Annotated in this window: 13 protein-coding genes; 5 read left to right on the top strand and 8 right to left on the bottom strand. The window is 66.5% G+C overall.

From position 1 onward, the window contains the following. Nucleotides 1–512: 512 nt before the first annotated feature. The 4 genes from P2T60_RS07175 to P2T60_RS07190 all read left to right on the top strand — a co-directional run bounded on the left by P2T60_RS07175 (nucleotide 513) and on the right by P2T60_RS07190 (nucleotide 8,950). Nucleotides 513–2,219: a thiamine pyrophosphate-binding protein gene (locus P2T60_RS07175; RefSeq protein WP_276281865.1), complete on the top strand. Its 1,707-nt coding sequence runs from the start codon at nucleotides 513–515 to the stop codon at nucleotides 2,217–2,219. 614 nt (nucleotides 2,220–2,833) lie between these two features. Continuing rightward, nucleotides 2,834–4,000, top strand: a complete 1,167-nt coding sequence (locus P2T60_RS07180) for an outer membrane protein assembly factor BamB family protein (protein ID WP_276281866.1) — start codon at nucleotides 2,834–2,836, stop codon at nucleotides 3,998–4,000. Nucleotides 4,001–4,086: 86 nt separating this feature from the next. Further along, nucleotides 4,087–5,532, top strand: coding sequence for a carotenoid oxygenase family protein (locus tag P2T60_RS07185; protein ID WP_276281867.1), 1,446 nt, complete (start codon nucleotides 4,087–4,089; stop codon nucleotides 5,530–5,532). Nucleotides 5,533–5,917: 385 nt separating this feature from the next. Then, on the top strand, nucleotides 5,918–8,950 hold the full coding sequence (locus tag P2T60_RS07190; RefSeq protein ID WP_276281868.1) for a COG1470 family protein: 3,033 nt from the start codon (nucleotides 5,918–5,920) through the stop codon (nucleotides 8,948–8,950). Nucleotides 8,951–8,974: 24 nt separating this feature from the next. Here P2T60_RS07190 and P2T60_RS07195 read toward each other — a convergent pair whose 3' ends face one another. Both P2T60_RS07195 and queC read right to left on the bottom strand, forming a co-directional pair. After that, nucleotides 8,975–10,270, bottom strand: a complete 1,296-nt coding sequence (locus P2T60_RS07195) for a S8 family peptidase (RefSeq protein ID WP_276281869.1) — start codon at nucleotides 10,268–10,270, stop codon at nucleotides 8,975–8,977. Nucleotides 10,271–10,710: 440 nt separating this feature from the next. Next, nucleotides 10,711–11,412, bottom strand: coding sequence for a 7-cyano-7-deazaguanine synthase QueC (queC, locus tag P2T60_RS07200; RefSeq protein ID WP_276281870.1), 702 nt, complete (start codon nucleotides 11,410–11,412; stop codon nucleotides 10,711–10,713). Between the two features lie 90 nt (nucleotides 11,413–11,502). On the opposite strand from queC, the gene P2T60_RS07205 reads away from it, so the two are divergent. Next, the gene (locus P2T60_RS07205; protein WP_276281871.1) at nucleotides 11,503–12,327 is read left to right on the top strand and encodes a DUF7847 domain-containing protein; all 825 of its coding nucleotides are present in this window, start codon (nucleotides 11,503–11,505) and stop codon (nucleotides 12,325–12,327) included. Nucleotides 12,328–12,333: 6 nt separating this feature from the next. Here P2T60_RS07205 and P2T60_RS07210 read toward each other — a convergent pair whose 3' ends face one another. The 6 genes from P2T60_RS07210 to P2T60_RS07235 form a co-directional block, all read right to left on the bottom strand. Then, nucleotides 12,334–13,116: a 7-carboxy-7-deazaguanine synthase QueE gene (locus P2T60_RS07210; RefSeq protein WP_276281872.1), complete on the bottom strand. Its 783-nt coding sequence runs from the start codon at nucleotides 13,114–13,116 to the stop codon at nucleotides 12,334–12,336. Nucleotides 13,117–13,118: 2 nt separating this feature from the next. Next, nucleotides 13,119–13,568, bottom strand: coding sequence for a 6-pyruvoyl trahydropterin synthase family protein (locus P2T60_RS07215; protein ID WP_276281873.1), 450 nt, complete (start codon nucleotides 13,566–13,568; stop codon nucleotides 13,119–13,121). A gap of 86 nt (nucleotides 13,569–13,654) precedes the next feature. Further along, nucleotides 13,655–14,839, bottom strand: coding sequence for a hypothetical protein (locus P2T60_RS07220; protein WP_276281874.1), 1,185 nt, complete (start codon nucleotides 14,837–14,839; stop codon nucleotides 13,655–13,657). Beyond that, nucleotides 14,832–16,589 (bottom strand): DEAD/DEAH box helicase, encoded by a 1,758-nt coding sequence (locus P2T60_RS07225; protein ID WP_276281875.1) that lies wholly within the window; start codon nucleotides 16,587–16,589, stop codon nucleotides 14,832–14,834. The genes P2T60_RS07220 and P2T60_RS07225 overlap by 8 nt, the downstream gene beginning before the upstream one ends. A gap of 76 nt (nucleotides 16,590–16,665) precedes the next feature. Beyond that, nucleotides 16,666–17,847, bottom strand: coding sequence for a Fic family protein (locus tag P2T60_RS07230; RefSeq protein ID WP_276281876.1), 1,182 nt, complete (start codon nucleotides 17,845–17,847; stop codon nucleotides 16,666–16,668). Between the two features lie 410 nt (nucleotides 17,848–18,257). Beyond that, nucleotides 18,258–20,984, bottom strand: a complete 2,727-nt coding sequence (locus P2T60_RS07235) for a DUF1156 domain-containing protein (protein WP_276281877.1) — start codon at nucleotides 20,982–20,984, stop codon at nucleotides 18,258–18,260. Between the last annotated feature and the right edge of the window lie 49 nt (nucleotides 20,985–21,033).

The following is a 21,033-nucleotide window of genomic DNA, read 5'->3' on the forward strand; positions in this document are numbered from 1 at the left end:
GCGCCGACAGGCGCGAGCGGTGCGGGAGGTCCGGGGGCGCGGTTGCGGTTGCGGTCTTCATCGGTTCAAGCCTGAAGCTAGCTCTCTCGACAAATCGCGTTCGCATTGCGGTGGCGGATGCGGTCTTCGTCGGGTCGGTCGTTCGGGTTTGCCTCGTTCACAGCGTCGGGCTCGACGGAGAACCGCGAAGACCGACGAGAAGCTAGCTACTCCTTGAACCAATGAAGACCGCAACCGCACAGCACCGCGCCTCGTCCTCCCCAACCTCGGCGGCCGCGTTCGCGGCCGCCGTCCCTCGCGCGAATTGGCGCGGCACAGGGCCGCGCCAGCGCGCACCGGTGGTGAGTTCGAGTCTGCGAGCGCCGATAGGAAACAAATAGGTCGCTCAAAAATATATTTCTAATTCTAAGAGAATTATAAAAGATGCTCAAAGACAACCAAACAGTTCCGAAATCCCCGGGCGGACCGACAGGGACCAACACCTTTCACGCGCGATTCCGAATCACACACCCATGACCGACGAGTACACCGGGGCCGACCTGTTCGTGGACGCGCTGGCGGAGTACGGCGTCTCGCGCGTCTTCGGCAACCCCGGCACCACGGAACTGCCCGTGATGCGGGCGTTGGGCGACAGCGACCTCGAATACGTCCTCGGACTCCACGAGGACGTGGCCGTCGGGATGGCCGCGGGGTACGCTAGCACCCGACGGTACCACTCCCACCGCGCCGAGCGCGAGGGCGACGACCACGTGAACCCGGTCGGCGTCGTGAACCTCCACGTCGCGCCGGGACTGGCCCACGGACTCGGCAACCTCTACGGCGCGAGCGTGGCGGGCGCGCCGCTGGTCGTCACCGCCGGGAACCACAGCACCGACTTCCGCCACGAGGAGCCGATTCTGTCGGGGGACCTCGTGAGCATGGCCGACGAGTTCGCCAAGTGGAGCGCCGAGGTGGGCGACGTGTCGGCCCTGCCCGCGATGGTCCGGCGGGCGTTCCGGGTCGCGCTGACGCCGCCGACCGGCCCGGTCTTTCTGGCGCTTCCCCTCGACGTGATGATGGCCCCGACCGACCGGTCGCCCGAACGCCTCGGCGAGATTCCCGACGCCGGGCGCGGCGACCCGACCCAAATCGAGCGCGCGGCCGACCTGCTTGCGGACCCCGACGAGGACGTGGCGCTGGTCGTCGGCGACGCAATCGCGCGCTCGGGCGTCGATGCGGTAGAGGCCGCCGTCGAGTTCGCGGAGGCGTCCGGCGCGCGCGTCCACGGCGAGATTCTGGCCTGCGAGGTGGACTTCCCGACCGACCACGGCCAGTGGGTCTCCTACGTCCCGCCGGACGAGGACCTCGCCGCGACGCTCTTGGGCGCGGACAACCTCGTCTTCGTCGGCACTTCGACCAACACGACGCTGACCCGCCACGACCGACCCCTCGTCGCCGAGGACACCACCTGCGTCCACGTCAGCGACGACGCGTGGCAGGTCGGCAAGAATCACCCGGCGGACGCCGCCGTCGTGGGCGACCCCGGCCGGGTTCTCTCGGAACTCGCCGACCGACTCCGCGAGCGAATCGACGACGCGGGCCGCGAGGCGCGACTGGAGCGCGTCGAGATGGTCAAACAGATGGTCGAGAGCCGGATGGCCGAGATTGGCGAGGACCACAGCGACGACCCCCGCGCGTCGAAGGCCGAACTCGTGGACGCGATGGAGGAAGTCGCCCCCGACGCCTACGTCGTAGACGAGGGCGTCACCGCCAAGTACGCCATGCTGACCCGGTGGGACTTCGAACCGGAGCAGTACGTCTCGAACAAGGGCGGCGGACTCGGCTACGGACTCCCGGCCGCCGTCGGCGCGGCCATCGCCGAATCGGAGACCGACGACCCCCGCGACGTGGTGGGGTTCGTCGGCGACGGGTCGTACCTCTACTACCCCCAGACGCTCTACTCGGCGGCCCGCTACGACGCCGACCTGACCGTCGTGATTCCGGACAACCGCAACTACCGCATCCTGAAGGACAACGCGCTGGACCTCTTCGGCGGCGACGAATCGGACTACGAGTTCGTCGGCATGGACTTCGACCCGCCGGTTGACATCCCGGCGAACGCCGAGAGCCACGGCGCTCGGGGCCGACTCGTGGAGGACCCCGAGGAAATCGGTCCCGCGCTGGAGGCGGCGCTGGACCGCGACGGCCCGGACGTGTTGGACGTGCTGGTTCACGACTGATTCGGCGGTCGGGTCGTTTCGGAGTTGGCCGTCGGTGTCGTCGGATTTCCGGTCGGCGAAACGGCGCGCTCTCGGTTTGCGGAATTCGGAAGTGGTCAGTTTCGGTCGCAGAAGTCGGAGAACGTCAGGCTCGAACCTGTCGGACCGCTCCGCGACGACGGAGCATCCGAGACGCGGGCGACTGCCGACTCCCCTCAGACCGCAACCGCACCGCACAGCACCGCGACCGCGGGCCACACCCTCCCCAACCGACTGCGCTTCTCGGCCTCCACTTCGTTTCGGCCTGCGATGCTCGTCCACCGTCGGAAGCGAGTTCCGACGAGCCTGCGCTCACGTCCGTTCGCGCAGACACCGGCAGACGAACCGCGTCTGCCGAGCCGTCCGTCGCTTCGCTCCGGACGACCTCGCGCGAATGGGCGCGACACGCTCCGCGGTCGCGCCCGCACGCGCCGGTGTGTACGTGTGAGCGCGCTCGGGGACGTGCGGGTCTGCGAGCGCACCCCTGCGAGCGCGCCCGGCGCTGGCACGCACGGGCGCGAGCGAGACGAATACGTCTCACCTCGCGCAAGCGAAGAGTAGAACACTTATCACGCGAGAGCGGTCTCTTTCGGCCGATGGATTGGTCCCGTCGCAAACTCCTCGCCGCCCTCGGCACCGCTGGCGTCGGTGGCTACTGGTGGGTCAGCGATGGCCGCTGTCCCGACCGCAGAGCGCCCGACTGGACCCTCGACGGCCGGTACTGGTCGCCGCCCACCCGCGACGACGGGGACACTTTCGTCTCCGAAGGCTACGGCATCACCGGCAGGGACGCGCCCCACCGCATCGCCTCGCTGGACGCCCGCGACGGGAGTCCCAACTGGGTCTTCACCGTGGTCGGCGCGGGCGCTGGCGCTCCGCGCGTCTCCGACGGCGCGGTCTACGTGGGCACCGGGAACGACCGGGTGTACGCCTTCGACCGGCGGACCGGCCACGTCGAGTGGCGCTACGACGCCGGAGGCCACGAGACCTACGGCGGGGGAGCGTGGGGCCGACCCGCCGCAGTCGCCGGTGTCGTCGTCGCTGGCGTCTCACACTCCGAGATTGCCGACCCGCCCCCGACCGACAGCGGCGCGTACACCCACCGCGTCGTCGCCCTCGCCGCCGAGTCGGGCGAGGAAGTCTGGTCCGAGCGAGTGGACGCGATGGCGAAGACCGGTCCGGTCGCGGTCGGCGAGACGGTCGTCGCGGCGACGAAGGCCGGGAGCGTCTACGGGTTCGGAGTCGCCGACGGCACGGAACGCTGGCGGACCGTCGTCCCGACGACGGTCCGCCACTCACTGTTCGCCGACCGCGAGCGAGTCCACGCCGCCAGCGTGGACGGGCAGGTCGCGGCGCTGAATCCGGAGTCGGGGGAGAAGCGCTGGACCGCCTCGCTCGCGGCGAGCGTGCGGGCAACCGAGCGCGACTCCCGGTCGTTGCTGGTCGGCACCGAGTCCGGGGCGGTGGTCGCGCTTGCCCGCGACTCCGGGCGCGAGCGGTGGCGGTTCTCGGCCGACGCTCCGATAGGGGACCTCTCGTCCGACCGCGCGCACGCCTTCGTCCTCGACCAGCGCGGACTCGTCCACGTCCTCGACGCCGAGACTGGCGAGGCGCGCGATCGCTTCCGAGTCGCCGAGAACGCCGGAACCGACGCCTGCGGTTGGGTCCCCCGCCACCACCGCGGGACGGGACTGGACGCCGACGAGGACTCGCTGGCCGTGACCGGGCCGTGGGTGGGTCACGTCCGGCGCTACCGGGAGTAGGCCGCCGCGAGGTCGGAGAGGACCGGCCGTCGCGCCGCCCCGAGCGCCGCCAGCGTTTTCGAGGTGCGGCGCGATTGGGGAGACGAATGCCAGCCTACAGCCCCGGATTCCGGTCGCTCGACGCCGAACACGACGACCTCTCGCTCGACGTTGACGGCGAGATTCCGGCGTGGCTCTCGGGGTCGCTGGTCCGCAACGGTCCCGGCAAGTTCGAGGTCGGGGGTCGGCGCGTCGAACACTGGTTCGACGGACTGGCGATGCTCCACAAGTTCCGGTTCGACGGCGGCGACGTGGCCTACTCGAACCGCTTTCTCCGGACCGAGACCTACCGGCGGGCCGTAGAGGAGGGAACTATCGCCAGCCAGTTCGCCACCTCCGGGAGCTATCTCGACCAGTTGAAGTCGTTTCTCGGCGACCCGACGGACAACGCGAACGTCAACGTCGCCCGCGTCGGCGGCGACTACCTCGCGCTGACCGAGACCCCCCGGCGGGTGCGCTTCGACCCCGAGACGCTGGCGGTCCGGGGCGACCTGCCCGCCGACGACGTGCCGGGCCACCACGTCACCGCGCACTTCCAGCGCGACGACCGGCGCGGCGAGACGGTGGGCTACGCCACCGAGTTCGGCCGGACGAACCGGTATCGAATCTACCGGGTGCCAGACGACCCGCCCGGACCCGGCGCGGGCGCAGAGCGCGTCCCCGTGGCGTCTCTCGAAGTCGAACGCCCGGCCTACCTCCACAGTTTCGCGCTCACGCGGCGGTACGCGGTCCTCGTGGAACCGCCGTTCGTCGTGAACCCGATGCGCTTCCTTCTGCCCGGAAGCGGTGGGTTCATCGACAACTACCGGTGGAGACCCGAGCGCGGAACTCGGTTTCTGGTCTTCGACCGCGAGTCGGGCGAACTCGCCGCCGAGCGCCGGACGGCCCCGTTTTTCTTCTTCCACACGGTCAACGCCTTCGACGCGGAGGGCCACGTCGTCGTGGACCTCGTGGCCTACGAGGACGCCGACATCGTGGAGAACCTTTTCATGTCCTCCGTCGAGGGCGAGGCGGGCCGCCCCGACTCGGGGCCGGAACTCGACGCCGCCGAAGGCGAGTTGGCGCGCTTCCGGGTCCCGGTCGAAGAAGGGACCGGAACGACAGTAGAGCGCCGGGACCGCTACACGGGCACGGAACTCCCGCGGGTCGCGCCCGGCGCGCGGATGGACCGGTACCGCTTCGCCTACGGGCAGGCCACCGCACGCGAGGGCCAGAACGGACTCGTCAAGGTGAACGTCGAGACGGGCGAGGCCACCGAGTGGTGGGCCGAGGGCCACTACGCCGGGGAGCCGATTTTCGTCCCGAACCCCGACGACGCCGCGGTCCCCGAGGACCGCGGCGTCGTCCTCGCGCCCGCCCTCGACACCGAGTCCGAGCAGTCGCTGTTGGTCGTCCTCGACGGCGAGACGTTCGAGGAACTCGCGCGGGCACAGGTACCCCACCACATCCCGTTCGGGTTCCACGGCGAGTTCTTCCCCGAAGTCGTCTCGTAGGCGAGCGTCCGGCCGCGTCCGGTCGCGGCCGGACGCCGCCACCTCTGGAAGTGTTAAACAAAGATATAGAAGTAGGAGAAAAAGAGATAGGTGGTGGAGAAAAATGAGAATCTTTGGGAAAGAAAGAGGTAGGTAGTCGGGAGAATGGGGCGAGAGACCGGCGTCGGCGGTCGAAACGGTGTGCAACGGTCCGGCTAAGCCCGGACTGTATCCGGTTAAGTGCCGACGACGCCGGGCGTCCGGCCGGGGCTACCCCCCGACAGACGACGTATAACAAAGGCCGTTTCCGGGGAACGTCGTGGCAACCGCCCGCTCGCTGGCGGTCGAAGACGCGAACGCGCGACCGGCCGGGAGGTTCCCGGCCGGTCGCGGCCCTCCGAAACCCATGACACGGATACGCACGCGACTCGCTACGGTCGGTATCGCTCTCTTGCTGGTCGCCTCGGCAGTTCCGCTCGCTCCCTCCGGGGGAACTGCCGCCGCCGCGGAACACGCCTTCGTCGTGGAACAGGGCGACCGGTGTGTCGAGGTGTCGCCCCTCCGCGGCGACGACGGCGTGGTCTCGTTCTACGACTACCGGACGATTGGGAACGCCCCGCGGGGTCTCTACAGTTCCTACATGCCCGCGGGACTCCAACGGGCCGACGCGAGCAGACTCTTCCTCTACGAGGGTCCCGACGGGGTGAGCCTCGTGATGGTCCACAACGCGAACGGCGGCGACGGCGGCGACGGGAGCGCCGCCACCTTCCGGTTCCGCGGACTCCCGAGCGGCGGCGACTGGGTGGTCGAAGACGACAACTACGTCGGGCAGGACGACCGCTTCTCGCGCAACCGCATCGACTGGTCGTGGTACGGCGACCGGACCGACGGCGCGGCCTTCCGGGGTCTCGACCGCGGTAGCACCGAAGTCACGGTCGTCCCGGCGTTCGACGAGCAGGCCGCCCTCTACGACGCTCCCGTCCAGCGGTCGGGCGAGACCCGCGCGTGGCAGTTCCTCACGGGGAGCGTCGGGAATCCCGAGACCGTCGCTCTCGACATGAACGCCCCGGTGACGATTCGGACCGGCCACTGCACGCCCGACGAAACCCCGCCGAGCGCCGCGCTCTCGGGCGAAGACGGCGTGGCGGGCCGTCCGGTCTCGTTCGACGCCAGCGGGTCGTCGGACGACCGGGAAATCGCGGCGTACCGGTGGGACTTCGACGGCGACGGCGACGTAGAGCGAACCACCACCGACCCGACCGTCGCCTACGAGTACGGCGAGACGGGCACCTACGACGCCAGCGTGACCGTCGTGGACGAGGCGGGCAACGCCGACAGCGCGCAGGCTCGGATTACCGTCGAGACCGACGACCCGCCGGAGGCCGCCTTCCGGACTTCCGACGCACCGACCGAGGGGTCGCCCGTCACCTTCGACGCGAGCAACTCCACCGACGACACCGGCATCGCGGCGTACCGCTGGTCGTTCGGCGGGAACGCGACGGCGACCGGCCAGCGCGTGACCCACACCTTCGACGCCAACGGGACCTACACCGTCACGCTGGAGGTCGTAGACGAGGGCGGCAACAACGCCACGACGACGACCGAAGTCGAGGTCCTGCCCGCCGACGAGACGGCCCCGAACGCGACGGTTCGGGCGAACCGGACCAACGTCACGGCGGGCGCGCTAGTCTCGTTCGACGCGGCCAACTCATCAGACAACCGGGGCGTCTCGGAGTACCGCTGGGACTTCGGCGACGGGACCGGCGCGACCGGTCCGCGGGCGACCCACGCCTACGACTCGGCGGGGACCTACGACGCGACGGTCACCGTCGCCGACGCGGGAGGCAACGCGGCCACCGCGAACGTGACCGTGGTCGTCCGACCGCCCGACCGGACCGACCCCGCCGCGAACCTCTCGGTCGGGACCAATCGGACCGAGACGGGCACCGAAGTCGCCTTCGACGCGAGCAACTCGACCGACGATGGCGGGTCCGGTATCGCCGAGTATCGCTGGGACTTCGACGGCGACGGCGAAGTCGAGCGCACGACCGGGAACGCGACGGTCCGCCACGCCTACGACTCGAACGGCACCTACGACGCCAGCGTGACCGTCGTGGACGAGGCGGGCAACCCCGACGAGGCGGCCGTCTCCGTCCGCGTGGAACGGGACCGGCAGGCCCACCGGGGGAAGGGCGGAGACGACGGCGGGAACGCTGGCGGCGGTTCGACCAGTCTCGGCCCGCCGCCGGTCGTCACCCGCTCAGAGTCCCGCGGGCCGAACGCCGGACTCGTGGACGTGCGCAACGGCCGGGCCGACGAGACGATTCGGGCCGACCTGCCCGCGAGCGCAGTCGCCAACCGAACCGGCGTGACGTTCCGGAAAATCGCGGTGGACCTCGCAGACGACGACACCCACTTCGCGGTCCGGACCGCCCGACCCGCCGCGGGAGCGACAAACGCCTCGCTCCCGGCGGACGTGACCCTCGGGTCGCTGTCGGTCGAATCGAAGTACGTCCGGTCGCGGACCGTCGCGGGCGTCACCTACGAGGTGGCAATCGAGCGGTCCCGCCTCGCCGACGCGGGTCTCGCGCCCGCGGACCTGACCGCGTACGAGCGCACGGGCGGCGCGAGCGCCGCGGGTGACGCGGGCGAGCGTGCAGGCGGCGCGCGCGAGGCGTGGGCGCAGGCCAACGCGTCGGTCGTCTCGAGCGGCGAGACCGTCGTCCTCCGGGTCCGAACCGACGGGTTCGGACCGATTGCGCTCGGGGCCGACAGGTCGGTGACGCTCGCCGACGCCGAACTCGACGCGGCGCAGGTCGAGGCCGACGAACCGGTCTCCGTGACGGCGACACTCCGGAACGAGGCCGACCGCGCCGAGGAGTTCGCGGCGAACCTCACGGTAGACGACGAGGTGGTAGCGACCGAGACGGTCGAAGTGCCTGCGGGCGCGACCAAGCGGGTCACGGTCGAGGCGACGCTTGCACCGGGTACCCACCGAGTCGGACTCGGCGGTCGGCGAGTCGGCAACGTGTCGGTGGCCGAACCCACCGCGGACCTCGGCGTGGCCGACGTGTCGCTGAACTCGTCGGCTATCCCGGCGGGCGGGCGGGTCGCAATCGCGGCGACCGTCGAGAACACCGGGAGCGCGGCGGGCGAGCGGACGGTCGCACTGACCCTGTTCGGCGAGCAGTTGGCGACGAAGACGGTCCGGGTCCCGGCCCACGAGACCCGACGGGTGACGTTCGCCCGAACCGTGAACGCACCGGGAAGCTACACCGCGAGGGTGGGCGACGAGACGGCCGCGCTGGAGGTCGAGTCCGGGGGCGACGGCGAGGACGGACGGACTGCGCCCGCCGTGCCGGGATTCGGGGTCGGCGCGGCGGCGGTGGCGCTGGTCGCGGCCCTGCTGGTCGCGCTGTCGGCCCGCACCCGCCGATGACCGCCGTCCGTCGAGGGTCCGGGTCTACTCCGTGAGGGATTCGACGGTCCGCGCGGCGTTTATCCGGCCCGCACCGAGTTCGGGGTCGCTCGCGCCCGGCGTGAGGTCGGCGTTCCGCTCGATTGCCCGGTGGACCTGTTGGGGACTCGCGTCGGGCGCGAGTTCCCGGACGAGAGCGGCGAGACCCGCGACCTGCGGGGACGCCATCGAGGTACCCGCCAAGTACGCGTAGGACCCGCCGGGAACCGTCGAGAGGACGAGATTGGTCGGATACGGCCAGTCGGTGTCTGGCGAGAGGGTCTTCTCCAGCGTCTCGTACCCGCCGCCGGGTGCGCCCACGTCGATGGTGTTGGTGCCGTAGTTCGAGTAAAACGACCGTTCGTCGTTCGGGCCGGTCGCGCTCACGGCAAACGTACTCTGGAGGCTGGACCACATGTACCGGTAGCCGCCGTGCTGGAGGTCGGCGTCGGAGTTGCCCGCCGAGACGACGACGCTGGTCCCTCGCTGGAGGACGCTCCGACAGACTCGTTCGCAGACGACCCGACGGACGCCACGGGAAGTCTGGTTCTCCCGTGGCGGTCGGGGACTCCACCCGAGACTCATGTTGACGGCATCGGCACCGATTTCGGCGGCGTAGTCGAGCGCCAGCAGGCAGTCGCTGATTCGTTCGAGTAGCGGCCCCTCCTTCGGGAAGACCCGAATCGGGACGATTTCGGCGTCGGGCGCGGTGCCGACGACGCCCCGTTCGCCGGTGGCGGCGGCGATGCCCGCGACGTGCGTGCCGTGGTAGTGTACGGGACCACTGTCGGGACCCGACTCCCCGTCGATGAACGACCGGCCGAGGTCGGTGTTCACGTTGTCCGTGAGGTCCGGGTGGGTGGCATCGACGCCCGTGTCCACGACGGCGATTCGGGTGCCCTCGCCGGTGGCCGTCTCGTGGGCGTCGAACGCTTCGGTCACCTGTTTGTCCCACTGGCGGTCGGCGTACTCGGCGTCCTCGGTCCGGTCGGCCGCCTCGACCGGCGAGTCGCCCAACTCGTAGGCGGCGTCGGTGGCGACCCGTCGGACGCCGTTCACGCTCCGGATGTCGTCGGCCGCGTCGGTCGGGCCAGCGACCAACAGCACGTTCGCGGCGGCTATCTCGTTGCGGACCGTGTAGCCCGCTCGCTCGACGTTTCGCTTCGCTGAGTCGCTCGCGGCGGTGACGAGGTACGTCACCTGCTCGTCGGCACTCGCGGGGGCGGACGCCGCGAGACCGACGGCGGTAGTCGTGGCGAAGCCTTTCAGGAACTTTCGTCGCGGGGTGGTAACGCCTCTCATTTCCGCAGTAGGATACAAGTTGGAATATTATAATGTTTCCGACGGATGGGTATGGTTTAGTACGAGTCCGGCGAAAATTCCGAGCCGTGTCTCGCGCGCCCGAGAGCAACTAAATTCGTTTCTTTGGAATCAAATCTACTTCTTATACATGTTCATACTTGTCTTTTAGTGGTCGGAATATTGTCTAACCGACCGGGCGGGCGCGGCGCACAAGCGCCGCGCCCGCCCGCGAGAAGACGACTGAGCGACCGGCGGGAGCGAAGGAGTCGGCCGGACGCCCGCGCACGGTGGGACACTCGAAGGCGTTCGGCCCGCCGGACTCCGGTCCGGGCGGACGAAAGCCCCCGCCCGCGGGCGGGGGCTTTCGAAGCCTTCGTCTCGGAGGTTCCTGCGGTCGTCGTAACGACGCGAAGCGAGCAGACGGAAGCCCGAAACGGGGTCTATTCCGCGTACTCCGGCCGTTGCTCGTACTCGATGGGGTCCCGGACGCCGAGGTTCTGGAACGCCTGCAACCGGAACGCGCAGGCGTCACAGGTCCCGCAGGCCGGGGCTTCCGCCCGGTAGCAACTCCACGTGTGTTCGTAGGGGACGCCCAACTCGGTTCCTCGCTCGGCGATGTCGGTCTTCGACCACTCCACGAACGGCGCGCGGAGGTCGATGTCGGTGTCGTCTCTGGTCCCCGTATCGACGACCTGCTGGAAGGCGTCGAAGAACGCCGGGCGGCAGTCGGGGTATCCCGAGAAGTCCTCGCTGTGCGCGCCGATGAAGACGGCCCCGCAGTCGTTGGTCTCGGCGTAGGAGACCGCCATCGAAAGCAGGTTGGCGTTCCGGAACGGGACGTAGGAGGTCGGCACCTCCTCGGATTCGAGGTCGGCGTCCGCCACGTCCATCTCGTCGTCGGTGAGACTCGACCCGCCGACGGCGGCGAGGTGGCCAGTCTCGACGTGGAGGAAGTCCGCGGCGTCCACCTCGTCGGCGAGTCGGCGGGCGCAGTCGTACTCCTTGCCCTCGGTCTCCTGCCCGTAGGAGGTGTGGAGCAGGTAGCAGTCGTAACCCTCCTCGTCGGCGACGTAGGCCGCAGTCGCGCTGTCCATCCCGCCCGAGGCGAGGACGACCGCGCGCTTCGGTGTGCTGTCAGTCATACTTGGATACTCGCTTGGGAATACCAAGAGCCACACGGTTTCGAGACGGCCATCGACAGGAATAAACCAATTAGATTTGGTAATTCTAGTATGGGTGCAATTTCAGCCTTCTCGACCGCGGCCGGGACGCTCAAGCGGAACGGCGTCCTCGTCGTCGCGGCGTTCGTCGCCTTGTTGGTAAACGCTCTCCCCTCCGGCGTGGTGGCCCTGCTACCGGCCTCCGTCGGGCCGTTCGTCTCGCTCCCGGTGTCGGGACTCGTCTTACTCGCCGTCCCGTTCCTGCTCGGCGGACTGCTCTCGATGGCCGCCGAAGGGTTGGACGGCGTTACCCGACTCGGGACGTTCGTCGAGGGCGGGAAAGAGTACTACCTCAGCATTCTCGGCGCGCTACTGCTGTTCGCCGTCGTGATGACGGCCATCACGACAATCTTCGTCATCGGCATCGCCGTGGTCGGCGTGTTCGTCCTCGGGATGGGCACGTCCGGTCTCGGCGGGTCGGTGGCTTCGCCGGGTGCCGGTATCGCCGCCTTCGCTCTCGTCGGACTGCTCGTCGGTCTCGGGACGATGCTCCCGCTGTTCTTCCTCCAGTTCTACGCCCCGGCCATCGTCGTCTCGGACCTCGGCGTCGTCGCGTCGTTCAAGCGGAGCGCCGGACTCGTCCGCCGAAACTTCGTCTCGACGCTCGGATACACTGCTCTCACGATGCTGGTGGGTCTCGTGGCGGGCGTCGCGGGCATCTTCGTCACGATTCTCGGCGGACTCGGCGGCAGTCTCTCGGCGACCCCCTCGGAGTTCGGCGTCGGCATGGTCGCCCTCGGCGGCGTCCTGTCGCTGGTCGTCTCGGCAGTCGTCTCGGCGTTCGGCACGACGTATCAGGTCGCGTTCTACGCCGACTGCCTCGACTCGCTGGAGTGACTCGAACTACGTCTCGGGCGCGTCGTTCCAGAGGTCCACGTGGAGGCGCGGCGTGTACCGAAAGCCGTACTCTCGGGCGAGTTCGGCGGTGAGCGCGCGGGTCTCTTCGATTCGGTCTCTGGTCGCGCCCTCGGGCATCAGCAGAACGTCGGTGTCCCGTATTTCGACCGCGGAGGCGTCCCGAATCCGACCGAGCAGGTCGGTAATCTCGTCCACGTCTTCCCGGTCGCTGACGACGAACTTGAGTTGGAAGTCGTAGGCTTCGACCAGCGCGGCGAGCGCGTCGAGGTCGATGCGTCGATTCTCGTGGCGGTCGGCCCACTCGCCGTCGCCCTTCGGGTCTCGCTCCGGGGTCGGCGTGCTGGAGGCGAGTTTCGGACTGACGCTGGCGAGGTCGATGGGCGCGTCCCGGTAGACGGTACCGTTGGTCTCGACGGTGGTGTGGTAGTCCCGCGCGTCGAGCTTCCGGAGGAGCGACTTTACGGCGTCGTGTATCATTGGTTCGCCGCCCGTGACGACCACGTGGTCGGCGTCGTAGGACTCGACTTCGGCCAGAACTTCCTCGACGCTCATCGTCGCGTGGGAGGGTTCCCACGAGGTGTGATACGAGTCGCAGAACCAACACCGGAGGTTACACCCCGAAGTGCGGACGAACACGCTGGGAACGCCCGCGAGTCGGCCCTCGCCCTGCAACGACTCGAAGAGTTCGTTGACCGGGAGGGCGTCCCCCTCCCCGTCGAACTCTCCGTCCTCGGCGTCCGCGCGGTCCACGTCGCTGGAGACGGGCATCGTCAGAAGGTGGACCCGCCGCAGAGTTCGGCCGTCTCGCTCACCTGCACCGCGACTTCCGAGACGTTACTGGGCAACTTCTCGGCGAGTCGGCGCTCCAGTATCGCGCTCATGACCTCGGCGGTCGGGGGCGCGTCCAACACGACCACGCCGTCGCCGTCGCCCGACTCCTCGAACGCCTCTACGAGGGGGTCGCCCGCCTCCAGCAGGAATCGGTGGTCCCACTCGGAGATAACCGAAGTCACGTCGCCCTTGTCCACGACCCATCCCTCCTCGCGCAACTCGCCGACGACTTTCACGGTAATCTCGTAGTTGTGCCCGTGGGGGCGACTGCACTTGCCGTCGTGGTGGCGGATGCGGTGCCCGGCGCTGATTCGAATCGGCCGGTCTCGGCCGACGTAGAGGGTGCGCTCGGACTCCACAGGAGGAGACTCCAGTACTCGTTCAGCCATACTCGGAGATTATTCGGCGCGCACTTAAGTTCACGCAAACGGGCCGGTGGTCGGTGGTCGCCCCTCGCTCCCGGACGGCAGTCGAGTCACCGGCAGGTGCGACAACCGAGTCCATCCCCAGTCACGCGAACCGGGTTCGCTCCGGTCAACTGCTCGCCGCAGTTCTCGCAGGTCACTTCGTCGGTCACTCCCGCGCCGACTGCGTAGGGGACGCGGACCGACTCGGTTCGACCCCCCTCGCGCAGGCGCAGGTCGATTTCACCTCGTTCGTAGGTTACGAGCGTCACCGCGAGCGGCGTCGTGGTCACGTCGAGCGCGTGGCGGTCGTAAATCTCGCGGCGCTTCTCGGCGTATCCCCGCTCTTTCTCCCGGCAGACCTTCTCGAGTTCCGCCTCCACGTCCGCTTTCCGGTCTTTGAGTTCCCGCCGTTTCTCCAGAATCTCGACCCGTCGCTGGCGCGACTCCGCGTCGTCCGCTTCGGCGGCTATCGTCTGGAGTCGGTTCGATACGGAGTCGATTTCGTCCCGGAGTTCGTCGAGTCGCTGTTCCCGGAGTTGACGGTACTCCTCGAACTCCGAATCGGCCGCGCGGGTCGCCGACCGGCGGACTTCCTCGATTTCGCTCCGGACTGTCTCGGTCGCGGTCCGCTGTCCGGCGGCTATCGCGTCGGCGAGTCCGTCGGGCGAAATCGTCGCGTCGTCGGTCTCGGTGGTCCGGTCGGCGGCGGGTTCGGACTTCGGGGCGTAGAACTCAGTCACGAGTCGCTCGGCGATACCGGGGAGACGGGTCTCCGATTCGGCGTCCACGGCGACCGCTCGCAGGAACTGGGTCTGGTACTCGCTGACGGTTTCGACGCCGATTCGGACGAACGCACAGACCCCCGTCCGGTCGTAGTAGGGGTGAAACGTCGCGTCGGCGACTTCGGCGCTCCCGGCGGTAATCCACGCGGGGTACCGATAGTCTCCAGCGAGGTGGTCCTCGGTCAGGGCGAGTCGTCCCACCCTCGCCATCTCGGACGCTTCGGCGAGCAACTGCTGGGCGAACTCGCTGTCGGGGGTCAGCAGGTGCGACTCGTCGGTGTCGTCTCGTCGCTCGTCGCCGAGGACGACTTCGAACTCCCGGTCGTCGCTGAAGCCGACATCGACGTGGGAGGGCAAGCGAACGCGCCACCGGTTGCCGTCTTCGCGGAGCGACGCCCCGAGACCGGCGAGGTACTCGCGGGCGAACGCCCGTAGCGCCGACTGCGTTATCGGGTGGGTCGCGTCAGTCATCGTCGGCCCCCAAATCGAAGCTCTCGAAGACGCCGGTGTTGAACTGCTCGACTTTCCGGGAGAGGTCCCGCTGTTCTTCGAGGTCGATTGCCATCCCCTCGAAGTCGTTTTCGAGGTCGATTTCCGAGTCGGCGTCTACGAGTCGGTCGAAGATTTCGTCCTCAAAGCTCCGTCCGGAGTCTTCGAGGCGGGTGAGGATGGTACTCAACTCGCCGACGGTCTGCTGGAAGAGGTCGATTTTGTGGTAGAGTTTGTCGAGAACGTACTCCTCTACGGTGTCGTTCAGCGCCACGTTGAAGACGTACACCTCGCGCTTCTGGCCGATGCGGTGAATCCGGCCGATGCGCTGTTCGACCTTCATCGGGTTCCACGGCAGGTCGTAGTTGACCATCACGTTGCAGAACTGGAGGTTGCGCCCCTCGTTCATCGCGTCGGTCGAGACCAAAACGCCGCCGTCCTCGCGGAAGTCGTCCACGATTCGCTCTTTCTCGTCGCTCGAATGGCCGCCGTGGAAGGCGTGGGTCTCGTAGCCCCGTTCGTCTAAGGCGTCTAGGACCCGCCGCTGGGTCTCGCGGAACTGGGTGAACACGATGACCCGGCCCATCTCGACGCGTTCGCGGGCCTCCTCCACGATGTCGAACAGTCGGCGTTGCTTGGTGGGGGTGTCGATGGCGGCTATCTCGTCCAGAATCGTTTCGAGTTCGTCGCGGTGGGCGAGTTCTCGGTGGTCGTCGAGTTGCTCGCGGATGGTCCGCTCTAAGGCGGCCGGACTGCTGACGACTTCCTTCTGGAGGAGCATCAGGACGAGCTTCTGGCCGCCGTCCTCGCTGTACGCGGACCGAACGTAGTCCGAAACCGACTCGTAGAGGTCCATCTCGGCCTCGGTCGGGTCGAAGCGCCGGGTGTCGATAACCCGGTCGGTGAAGTCGATGTCGGTCTCGGCCCGGCGGTTTCGAATCATCACCTGACTCAGACGCCGCTGGAGTTCGTCGCGGTTCACCAGCGTCTCCTCGTCGCGTTCCACGAAGTAGCGGTGGAACGTCTCCCGACTGCCGAACAGTCCGGGCCGCAGGAGCGAGACGATGTTGTAGAGGTCGGCGAGTTCGTTCTGGATGGGGGTCGCGGTGAGGAAGAAGGCGTAGTCGTAGGTGAGACCGTCCACGAGGGCGTAGCGGTCGGTCTCCTCGTTTTTGACGTAGTGGGCCTCGTCCAACACGAGAACGTCCCAGTCGCGCGCGAGGACGGCGGCGCGGTGGCGGTCGCTCTTTGCGGTGTCGATGCTGGCGATAACGCGGTCGTGGGCGTCGAAGCCTCGAAACTCGTCGTCGTAGTTGCAGACGAACTCCAGACCGAACTTCTCGCGGAGTTCGCCCTGCCACTGCTTGGCGAGTTGGGCGGGGGTGAGAACCAGCACCGAGTCGTCGGTCTGGCGGTAGTGCATCTCCTTGAGAATCATCCCGACTTCGATGGTCTTGCCCAGTCCCACCTCGTCGGCAAGTAGCGCCTTGCCGTCCATCTCGAAGAGCGCGCGGTGGGCGGCCTCTACCTGATGTTCGAGGAGTTTGACCTGCTCGTCGTCCACGCTGGCGAGCGACCGGAGTTCGGCGTCGGGTTGCCCGGCCGAGAGGCGATTCGCGACCACGGTGTGGCGGTGAAACGAGAAGTCCGCGCTCCCGGCGGCGTAGTCGGCCACCACCTCCTCGGGGTCGTCGTGCGTGACCTCGATGTCCACGAGGTCGCTATCGTTCATACTAACGGGAAGTGGACTAGCTTGACAAATAGGTTGTGTAGCGCGGTTGGCCTACTCGTAGCCGGTCGGTAGTGCGTCAGTAGGTCTGTGGCGGTCGTTCGAGAATGTCGAATATCTCGGTCGCACGGAACTCCTTGTACCGCTCCTTTCCAGTGACTTCCTCGAGCACACCGTCGTCTCGGAGCGTCTCTATCGCTCGGTAGGCGGTCGAGCGCTCGACATCTAGCATCTCGGCGACCTCGGACGCAGTAAAATACGGGTTCTCGAACAGTCGTCTGGCCAAGCGTGCGTCGGAGCGGGTACTTCCGCCGTAATCGTCCTCGTACTGTTGTTGAAGCCGACGGAGTTCGCGCAACCGTTCGACGGATTCACGCGCTTGGTTTTTGAGTCCCGTAACGAAGAACGTGAGCCATTCCTCCCACGCCCCCGAATCTCTGACCGCTCCCATCCGGTCAACGTAGGTCTGTTTGTTCCGGTTGAGGTACTCGCTCAGATAGAGGTTCGGGTGTTCGAGGTATCCCGAGTCGTACAACTGGAGAACGACGAGGAGGCGACCGACGCGTCCGTTACCGTCGCCGTAGGGGTGAATCGTCTCGAACTGGTAGTGGGCGAGCGCAAGGTCAACGAGCGGATGGTAGCTACCGCCGGTCTGGAGGTAGGTCACGAACGCGTCCATCATCCCTTCGACCTTCCCCGGTGGCGGTGGGAGAAACGACCCGACGACGTTCGGCGTTCGCTTGAATTCGCCGATAGTGTCGGTTTCACACCGGGAATCGGGCAACCCACTCATGAGCGTCTCGTGGAGCGAATGGAGGAGGTCGGTCGTGATGGTCCCGCCCTCGTCGAGGGTCGCAATTCCGTTTTCGAGGGCGGTTTCGTAGTTCAGGATTTCTCGGGCGTTCTTGGTCGCGTCCGACTCGCCTGAGTGGGACGGAGCAGACGGGTCGTCGGTCTCGACGCGCGACTGCGTTTCGGCGCTGAAGACCGTATTGAAATCAACGTCGGCCCCCTCTATCTCGGCGGACTCCATCGCTTCCTTTCTGCGTAGCGACGTGTACAGGACCGGGGAGAAATCCACCGTCGTACTGAGTCCGTCGAGTTTCCCCAACCAGAAGGTCGCGTCGGACAACAACTCGTAGAACTCCGGACTCAACGCTAACTCGGGGGTGGGCGGCAGTGGGTCGGGTCTGTAGTACGGCCGCCGTCCGTAGGGAACGAGTTCGCCCGGAGCCGAATCCGCCAGTTCGTCGGTGTTCATCGAACGTAGAAACCGTTCGAAGTCTCTAAGTAAAAAGTTGGCGGGGTGAATCGAACTCGAAGCTAAGTTTCGGCACGTAAATTGCATTCTCTGGAGTAAATCGAATGCAGATGCTCCCGACCCCGCGCCACCTGCACTGTCGAGTTGGAGTGCAACGAGCGTCGTGCAGTCGGCCATCGAACTCCCCGCCCGTGGGTCCGCGTCGTCTGCACGCCGCCCGCGTCCGCGTCGTCTGCACGCCGCCCGCGTCCGCGTGGCCGCGGCCGTGGTCGTGCCCGTCCCGCCCGTACGCGACCCGGAAAAGAACGACAGAGGTTGCTCTCAAAATTGTATAGACACGTTAGAGAACGGAATAGAATGCCGAAGTAAATAGATAGATGGGTTAGTCCCGCGGTCGGCGAGCGTCGAAACTACTCGTCGGTGAAGTCCGCGAGCGATTCGTCCACGCCGAGCATCTTGAGGTACGTCCCGTCGCCCGTCGCCTCCGCCAGACCCTCGCAGAGTTCCTGTAACTCGTCGGCGTCCCACCGTTCGAGGTAGTCGGCGGTGGACTTGTCGTGTTCGTAGCGGTAGCGCAGGAAGTGCGCGCGGTCCAAGTCGGTCAGGTCGCCGTTGTCCTCCTCGACTTTCGTCTGGACGTAGGCCTGTCGTCGTTCGTCGCGCCAGTCGTAGCGTTCGAAGTCCCCGCCCGCGGAGACGAGTTTCATCTCCTGCATCTGCTCTTCGGAGGCGTCGGAGCGCCGCAGGAGTTTGCTCAGGTCGTCGTAGGTCGGGTCGGACGCTTCGAGCAAGTCGAGGTACACGTCCTGTTCGCCCACTTCACCGCCTTGGATGATGCCGTAGATTTCCTGTACGACCTCCTTGGCTTTCATCGAGTCGCCGCCGCGTCGGACCGCCCCGTGGTGTTTCGAATACTCTTGGAAACACTTGCCCATCTCCACGACGCCGATGTCGCCGCTGGCGAGTTCGCGGTTGTTCTCCAACGTCTCGCGGGTCTCCTTCGCCGTGCGGACGATGCGCCGCCGGAGGGAGTTCCACGAAATCGGCGTCCGGTCTTCGACCGGACGCGCGACGATTACGATGTCGAAGGCGACTGCTTCGCCGGTGATGAACTTCGTCAAATCGGAGTTTATCGGATACGTGGCCGTCACTTCGAAGCCAGTTTCGCAGAGCGATTCGAGCAGTTCGCCCCACGACTCTTCGTCGCTGTGGTGGTAGGTGAACGCCAGCATTCCGTCGTCCTTGAGGGCGCGGTTGACTACCTCCAGTGCTTGGCCCATCTCGTGTTCGAAGTCCTCGGCGGTCTTGTCGAGGTAGGGGTTCGTGACGATGGATTCGGCTCTCGGGGTCTTCTCGCGGTCGAATCCGGGGTACTCGTCTTCGAGTAGAATCTTCTGCCAGACGTAGAAGAAATCGGCAACTTCGGAGTAGATGATGTTGTCGTAGTACGGCGGGTCCGTGATTACCGCATCGTACTCGTCTTCGTCGGTGATGTTGCGCATGTCGCCTTGGTGAACTTCGGAATTCAGGCCGATTGGTTGGGCGAACTCACCGGTTTCTTTGGTTTCGCCGTCTTCGATGTGGCGGTCTGTCGGGGCGTTGGCGTACTCGACGCCCTTTTTCACCATATCGAACATGTTAGTGAAGTTGCCACGACCGAACTCCGCACCCCACGGATTCCCTTCGATTAAATCGTTCTGCGGAGGGAAAGCCTTCATCCGATGAAGAGCAGACTCAATCTTGTTTGCAGTATAGTTATACATAGTCAACAGATTATAGAAAAGGATTGAATCTGTGAGAGCCAGCAGTAGGTAGTCCCTAGCCTCTCCATCAATAGATTCGACCGAACGCATCAACTTCGCCAGACAAAGTAACTGCCGCTCGTTGAACATGTCCGTCCAATCTTCTAACCCGTGCTGGAACACGTCGTTTCCGCTCACCGACGACGCCGCGGTTATCGCACCTTCCGGAATCTCTTCGTCGGGGACGTACTCGTGGAGGTCCGTCCGCGTGTTCCACTCTCGCTTTGCTTCCTCGAAAAGCCGTTTATCCGCACCCTCCGCTCCTTTGTATCCTTTATAAGAACTCTTCTCTTGACCTCGCTGGTCGCATTCCTCACAGTAGTACTCCACCGCGTAGAGACGGGTATCAGGTTTCCCCTGTTCCGCAATCCCGTCCGTAATCGACTCCTTCTGCCCGCACTCCGGGCAGTTGTAGTATCCGCCGCGACTCACGTTCCCCTCTTTGGGCACCCACTCGTTGCCGCAGTCGTCGCACTCGCTCTCTTCCTGCCAGTCCTCGACTAGCGTGACCGCGCCGCAGTCCGGGCAGAGGCAGTTGTACTTGTCGTCGTTGTCGTAGCGTCCCGCCGCGACCCGGTAGTCCTTGAACAGGGGGACCGTGTGGCCGCAGGAAACGCAGTCGAGTTCCTTCACCCAGAAGTTGTACATCACGTCGGCGTCGTGGCCCTCGTGTCCGGCGTCGGTGTGACCCCCGTCCACGTCGTGGTTCCCGTCGGCGTCACCGTGGGTCGCGTTCGGGCAGGGCGTCCGGTAGTACTGGGTAATCTCGTCGGCCACGTCGTCGCGGACTCGCTCGAAGGCGCGTTCGAGTTCCGCCACGTCGGTCCCGCCCGCTTCGAGTTCCTTCTTGGTGACGAACCACGCCACCGGGTTGAGGTCCACGCCCACCGTCTCCGCGCCGAACCGGGAGGCTTCCACCAGCGAGGTTCCCCCGCCCATGAACGGGTCGAGAATCTTCTTGTCTTTCACCCGCACGTCCTTGGGGTAGAACTCCCACAGCGACTCGGGGTCTTCCATGTCCACGTCCGCAATCTTGCGTTTCAGGTCCTCGCGGCGACTCCCCGCGCCCCCGAGGGTCTGGTTCCGGCCCGGTTCGTACACCTCGAAGTCCTCGGCGTCCATCTCCTCGTCCAGAAGCGAGTACAGCGAGATGGCCCGGAACAGACACCCCGGCCGTCGCGCCCACCACTTGTGCATCGTGTAGATTGGCCGGTAGTACTGCTTGGCCCGACTCTCCTTGGCCGCGATTTCGTTGACGCGCTCTATCGGAAACCCCTTCTCGATTGGAAGCTGTGTCCGTTCCCCGGACCGCTCGCCGGACTCGTCGTGGGACATGGTGAATGTGTGTCTACAAGATAGCTACCGCCCATAAATGTATGCGACA

The sequence above is a fragment of the Halorussus caseinilyticus genome, from assembly GCF_029338395.1.
GTDB classification, from domain to species: domain Archaea; phylum Halobacteriota; class Halobacteria; order Halobacteriales; family Haladaptataceae; genus Halorussus; species Halorussus caseinilyticus.